The 5,719-nt window shown below is 64.2% G+C and carries 7 protein-coding genes; 1 reads left to right on the forward strand and 6 read right to left on the reverse strand.

The window, feature by feature from the left end; genetic code table 11:
• Positions 1-23: 23 nt before the first annotated feature.
• From IVB32_RS02630 to IVB32_RS02640, 3 genes are all read right to left on the reverse strand, one after another.
• Positions 24-512 (reverse strand): VOC family protein, encoded by a 489-nt coding sequence (locus IVB32_RS02630; RefSeq protein WP_247372609.1) that lies wholly within the window; start codon positions 510-512, stop codon positions 24-26.
• Positions 513-553: 41 nt separating this feature from the next.
• Complete coding sequence (locus IVB32_RS02635; RefSeq protein WP_026232857.1) at positions 554-982, reverse strand: VOC family protein; 429 nt, start codon at positions 980-982, stop codon at positions 554-556.
• A 131-nt stretch (positions 983-1,113) separates the two neighbouring features.
• Positions 1,114-1,626, reverse strand: a complete 513-nt coding sequence (locus IVB32_RS02640; protein ID WP_085349946.1) for a cupin domain-containing protein — start codon at positions 1,624-1,626, stop codon at positions 1,114-1,116.
• A gap of 127 nt (positions 1,627-1,753) precedes the next feature.
• Here IVB32_RS02640 and IVB32_RS02645 point away from each other — a divergent pair, with 127 nt between their 5' ends.
• Positions 1,754-1,972 carry a CsbD family protein gene (locus IVB32_RS02645; protein WP_007606928.1) on the forward strand — a complete coding sequence of 73 codons (219 nt, stop codon included), beginning with the start codon at positions 1,754-1,756 and terminating at the stop codon, positions 1,970-1,972.
• Between the two features lie 58 nt (positions 1,973-2,030).
• On the opposite strand, the gene IVB32_RS02650 is transcribed toward IVB32_RS02645, so the two are convergent.
• The 3 genes from IVB32_RS02650 to IVB32_RS02660 form a co-directional block, all read right to left on the reverse strand.
• Positions 2,031-2,495 carry an FKBP-type peptidyl-prolyl cis-trans isomerase gene (locus IVB32_RS02650; protein WP_247372607.1) on the reverse strand — a complete coding sequence of 155 codons (465 nt, stop codon included), beginning with the start codon at positions 2,493-2,495 and terminating at the stop codon, positions 2,031-2,033.
• A gap of 60 nt (positions 2,496-2,555) precedes the next feature.
• Positions 2,556-4,847 carry a xanthine dehydrogenase family protein molybdopterin-binding subunit gene (locus IVB32_RS02655; RefSeq protein WP_247372604.1) on the reverse strand — a complete coding sequence of 764 codons (2,292 nt, stop codon included), beginning with the start codon at positions 4,845-4,847 and terminating at the stop codon, positions 2,556-2,558.
• Between the two features lie 2 nt (positions 4,848-4,849).
• On the reverse strand, positions 4,850-5,719 hold an 870-nt coding region (locus IVB32_RS02660), incomplete at its 5' end, for an FAD binding domain-containing protein (protein WP_247409696.1).

Raw genomic sequence — 5,719 nt, forward strand, 5'->3', positions numbered from 1 at the left:
AGGATGTGGCAAGGGCACGCCCTTCACGCCGCCGACTTGCCCTCGAACGCCCGCCGCAGCGCCTCCACGTCCAGCTTCACCATCTTCATCATGGCCTGCATCGCGCGTGCGGCAGCCGCCTTGTCGGGGCTGGAGAGGAATTCGAACATCACCTTCGGCACCACCTGCCAGGCCACGCCCCAGCGATCCCTGAGCCAGCCGCACTGCTCTTCCTTGCCGCCATGGGCCAGGAACGCATTCCAGACGCTGTCGACCTGGGCCTGATCGTCGCAATGGATCATCAGCGAGATCGCGTGGGTGTATTCCATTTTCATGCCGCCGTTGAGCGCGACCAAAGGCTGTCCCGCCACCGAGAATTCGACGACGAGCACGGAGCCTTCCTTGCCGGACGGGCCATCTGAAACGTTGCGCTGAACATGCGTGATCGCCGAATTCGGCACGAGCGAGACGTAGAACTTCGCGGCTTCCTCGGCATCGCCGTTGAACCACATGCAGGGAACGACCTTGGACATCTTGAATGCTCCTCTTCGGTTTCTTGCTGTTGTGGGGTTAATCAGGCGTTCGCCATGTCGGACTGCGCCGCGAAGGCTGCCATGTCCATCCAGTTCACGCCCCACATGTGGCCGTCCGGATCCTCGAAGCTGCGGCCGTACATGAAGCTGTATTCGTCCTTCGGGCTGGGATCGGCCACCCCGCCTGCAGCCGCGGCCTTGCTGACGATATCGTCGACCTCGGTCCGGCTATCGGCGGACAGGCAGAACAGCGCCTGGTTTGAGGTCTTTGCATCCGAGATCGGCTTCGGCGTGAACTGCCGGAATTTCTCGTGGGTCGTCAGCATCGCGTAGATGGTCTCGGAAAAGACCATGCAGCTCGCTGTTTCGTCGCTGAATTGCGGGTTCCTGGTCGCACCGACCGCCTCGTAAAAGGCAGTGGCGCGCTTGAGGTCGGTCACGGGCAGATTGAGGAAAATCATCCTGGGCATCGGAGCTCCTTGGGCGGGGTTCTGCCCAAGGACGGACGGCCAAGCGGCGATCCGACACGGCTTCCGGATCTTTTTTGGAGCCCTGCCCGCGAGGTTCTGTCACACAGAACCCGCTGGCTTTCAGGCGATCCTCACTTCTTCTCGTTCGGATCGCGGTGAATGGGATCGACCCACAGGACGGTCTCGGGCTTCTCGACCGGCTCGATATCGAGGTTGATCGCCACCGCCTCGCCGTCGCTGCGCACCAGCACGCATTCCAGCACCTCGTCCGCGCTGGCGTTGATCTCCTGATGGGGCACGTAGGGTGGCACGAAAATGAAGTCACCGGGGCCGGCCTCTGCGGTGAATTGCAGGCTCTCGCCCCAGCGCATCCGCGCCTTGCCCTTCACCACATAGATCACGCTTTCGAGATGGCCGTGGTGATGCGCGCCGGTCTTGGCGTCGGGCTTGATGCTGACCGTGCCCGCCCACAATTTCTGCGCACCGACGCGCGCGAAATTGATCGCGGCCGCGCGGTCCATGCCCGCCGTCGACGGAACGTTGGTATCGAGCTGGTTGCCGGGAATGACGCGCACGCCGTCATGTTTCCAGCGATCGTGGTGATCGTGGTCATGGTGGGAATGCGAATGGTCATGGCCGGTCATGGGACTTGCTTTCTATTGGTTCCGTGTGCGGCAAACTAACCCAAAGCCGCGACATCGAGCCATAACAAAATCGGAACCCTCATAACCGTCGAACGTTGTCTTGGCGAGCAAACCGCAGGAGAGTTTCATGGGTAGCACGACCGACAAGATCAAGGGCACCGCAAACGAGGCAATGGGCAAGGCCAAGCAGGGCGTTGGCGAAGCCACTGGATCCGAGCGCCTGAAGGGTGAAGGTGCAGTCCAGGAAGTGAAGGGCAAGGGCCAGCAGGCCATGGGCGACGCCAAGGACGCCGCGAAGGACGCGGTTGATCGCGCAGCCGCTGCGGCCAAGCGCGCGACGGAGTAACGGCGTCGCACTCAAAGCGAAAAGACCGGCCGAGAGGCCGGTCTTTTTGTTTGCGGGCTTACTTCACCCCGACCAATTCCACGTCGAACATCAGCGTCGCGTTCGGCGGGATCACGCCGCCTGCGCCCCGGGCGCCATAGCCGAGCTGCGGCGGAATGATCAGCGTGCGCTTGCCGCCGACCTTCATGGAGGCAACACCCTCGTCCCAGCCGGCGATGACGCGGCCCTTGCCGATCGGGAATTCGAAAGGCTCGTTGCGATCCACTGACGAGTCGAATTTCTTGCCCTTCTGGCCGTTCTCGTAGAGCCAGCCGGTGTAGTGCATCACGCAGATCTGGCCCGGCTTGGGCGAAGCTCCGGTGCCGGCGACGCTATCGGTAATCTGCAAACCTGAAGCTGTTGTCATGGTCTTCCCTGCGGTCTGGGCCGAGGCCGTGGTGGAAACGAAATCGGACACGCCGGCGATCACGGTGATCGCGAGTGCCGACATGATGGCGAGGAGCATGCGCTGTAAACGCTGCATAAGAGACCTTCCGTTTGAGGCGCAAGGTGTCTAGCGCAACGCTGACGCCGTTTCCACCCCTCACACCTCGATATTTTCGAGCCGCACGGGCAGCTTGCGGATGCGCTGGCCCGTGGCGTGATAGATCGCATTGCAGATCGCCGCATTGGTGCCGACATTGGCGAGCTCGCCAAGGCCTTTCACGCCGGCCGGGTTGATACGGTCGTCCTGCTCGGAGAGCAGGATCACTTCGACACCGGGCACGTCGGCATTCACGGGCACGAGATAGTCGGCGAGATTATCGTTGACGTAGCGTGCATTGCGCTCGTCGATCTCGGTGGCCTCCAGCAGCGCCGAGGACATGCCCCAGATCAGGCCGCCCATGAGCTGGCTGCGCGCCGTGCGCGGATTCATGATGCGGCCCGCCGCAAACGCTCCCACCAGCCGGGGGCAGCGGATTTCATGGGTAAAGCGGTTGACGCGGACCTCGACGAACTCAGCACCGAAGGCATAGGCGATCTTGTCTTTCATCTGATGGCCACCGACGAGCCGCGCGTGCCCGCTGTGCATGGCCGTGAAGGAATCCAGCGGCGCGCCTTCGGGCTTCCACTCGCCGTATTCCTCGACGATGCCGACGCCGAGCGCGTCGAAGGCCTTCTCGAGATCGAGTGGACGATCGCTCTGCGCCGCCTGCGTGCTCGGCGCCTGGCTGATGCCGACAGTCTCCTTGGCCTTGTCGGCGAGGCTGTCGCTCGGCATCACGGCCTTGAACAGCCTTTGGCGAATGCGGTCGCACACCATCATCACCGCCGAGCAGGTGCTGGCAGTCGAGTTCGAACCGCCGGCAACGGGCGCCGGCGGCAGATCGCTGTCACCCAGGAAGACCGCGACCTTCTCCAAGGGCACGCCGAGCCGCTCGGCCGCGGTCTGGGCGATGACGGTATACGCACCGGTGCCGATCTCGTGACCGGCGATCTCGACCCGGGTACGGCCGTCGCGCTGGAGGCGGACGCGCGCGGCAGAGGGCGCCATCTGCGTCGGATAGCAGGTGGCGGCACAGCCATAGCCGACCAGCCAGTCGCCGTCCGACATCGATTTCGGCTGCGGCGAGCGCTGCGACCAGCCGAACGCCTTCGCGGCCTCGTCGAAGCACGCCATCAAGGACCGCGATGTATAGGGCTTGCCGCCGATCGGCTCGACGGTGGTGTCGTTGATGCGGCGGAGCTCGACGGGGTCCATGTTCAGCTTCACAGCGAGCTCGTCCATCGCGCTCTCCAGCGCGAAGAGATACGGCACCTCCGGCGGCGAGCGCATGAAGCCGGGCGTATTGCGGTCGGCGCGCACGATCGACACCAGACTTGCGACGTTCGGGCAGGCATAGAGCCGCGTCGTCGTCTTGGTGCCGCCGACGCAATAGGCATCCGGACGCGACGAAACCTCCGCGCCGTCATGCCTCAAAGCCACCAGCTTGCCGTCCCGACCCGCACCAAGCCTGATCTCATGGCGCGTCTCGGCGCGGTAGGTGGCGATGGTGAAACCCTGGTCGCGGGTTGGCACCAGCTTGATCGGCCGGTTCAGGCGTTTGGCAATGCCGGCGATGATGGCAGTGCGGGACGTCATCGAACCGCGCGAACCAAAGCCGCCGCCGACATAGGGATTGACGACACGGACCTTGTCGGCGTCGATACCGAGCTGCTCGGCGACGCCGTTCTTCAGGCCGTAGACGTACTGGCTGCCCTCGTAGACGACGAGCTCGTCGCCCATCCAGGCGCAGCTCGTCGTAAACAGCTCCATCGGATTGTGGTGCTGGGTCGGCGTTTCATAAGAGGCGGTGAGCTTGACCTCGGCCGCGTCGAACGCCTTGGCGAAATCGCCGACCTCCGGGTCTTCCTTGAACTGTGCGTTCTGTCCCTTTGCCGCTGCCGTGGTGGTCCCCGGCGAGTCGAAGCTCGCACTCGGCGCTACGGCCGTGTAGCTGACCTTGACGCGATTGGCGGCCTCGCGCGCCCCCTCGTAACTCTCGGCGATGACGACGGCGATGATCTGGCCGTCATGGGCGATGTCAGCCGATTTCAGCGGCTGGATCGTGGTGCCGGCATAGCCGCCATTGCTGAACAGTTTCGATTCCTTCAGCTTCGGAGCGTTCTCATGCGTGACGATGTCGATCACGCCGCGGACCCGCCTGGCATCGTCGAGATCGAAACTGTCGATGCGGCCCTTGGCGATGGCGCTGGTGACCAGGAATGCGTAGGCAGGATTGTCGAGCGGCATGTCGGACGCATATGTCGCCCGGCCCGTGACCTTTGCGGCCGCATCATAGCGCGGCACGGGCCGGCCCATGTTTGCTTTCGGCTCGGGAGCTGCAGCGGTCATGATCAGATCTCCATCGTTGCGGCCTGCTGGAGCGCGCGCGCCACCACGCGCTTGCCGAGCGCGATCTTGAAGCTGTTGTGCCGGCGGCCTTGGGCGTCCGCAAACGCGGCATCGGCCACACGCTGCGCCAGACCGTCGTCGAATTTCTGTCCCTTCAGCAGCGCCTCCGCCTCGCGCGCCCGCCACGGCACGGTGGCGACGCCGCCGAGCGCGACACGCGCGTCCCTGATCGTGCCATCCTGCACGTCGAGCGCGACCGCAGCCGACGACAGCGCGAACTCGTAGGACTGCCGGTCGCGCGCCTTGAGATACACCGAGCGCGGCCAGCGGCCGGGAACGGAGAACGCAGAGATCAGCTCACCGGGCCGAAGCGTGGTCTCGATGTCGGGCGTCCTGCCGGGTGCCTTGTGCAAATCCGCAAACGGCAGGTTGCGCGTTCCGGACCTGCCGGTAATCTCGACCATCGCATCGAGCGCGATCAGCGCCTGCGCAAAATCGCCGGGATAGGTCGCGATGCACTGATCGGACGTACCGAGCACCGCATGCATGCGATTGACGCCGTCCATGGCGGCACAGCCCGAACCAGGATTGCGCTTGTTGCAATTCTCATAGGAAACGTCGCGGAAATAGCTGCAACGCGTTCGCTGCATCACGTTACCGCCGAGCGTCGCCATGTTGCGCAGCTGGGCGCTGGCGGCGAGCTTCAGGGAATTCGCGATCACCGGATAGTGGCGCTGGATCTCGGCATGCGCGGCCACGTCGGACATCTTCGCGAGCGCGCCGAGCCGCAAGCCGTCACTGCCGGGCTCGATCGCCGACCAGCCCCGCGCCAGCGGATTGATATCGACGATCGCGGCGGGCCGCATCACGTC

This window comes from Bradyrhizobium sp. 23, assembly GCF_023073295.1.
Taxonomy (GTDB): Bacteria; Pseudomonadota; Alphaproteobacteria; order Rhizobiales; family Xanthobacteraceae; genus Bradyrhizobium; species Bradyrhizobium canariense_D.

What these genes read in the sequence shown, in the direction of transcription:
- IVB32_RS02630 (WP_247372609.1), bottom strand. Translation starts at nt 512, where the DNA reads ATGTCCAAGGTCGTTCCCTGCATGTGGTTCAACGGCGATGCCGAGGAA.
- IVB32_RS02635 (WP_026232857.1), bottom strand. Translation starts at nt 982, where the DNA reads ATGCCCAGGATGATTTTCCTCAATCTGCCCGTGACCGACCTCAAGCGC.
- IVB32_RS02640 (WP_085349946.1), bottom strand. Translation starts at nt 1,626, where the DNA reads ATGACCGGCCATGACCATTCGCATTCCCACCATGACCACGATCACCAC.
- IVB32_RS02645 (WP_007606928.1), top strand. Translation starts at nt 1,754, where the DNA reads ATGGGTAGCACGACCGACAAGATCAAGGGCACCGCAAACGAGGCAATG.
- IVB32_RS02650 (WP_247372607.1), bottom strand. Translation starts at nt 2,495, where the DNA reads ATGCAGCGTTTACAGCGCATGCTCCTCGCCATCATGTCGGCACTCGCG.
- IVB32_RS02655 (WP_247372604.1), bottom strand. Translation starts at nt 4,847, where the DNA reads ATGACCGCTGCAGCTCCCGAGCCGAAAGCAAACATGGGCCGGCCCGTG.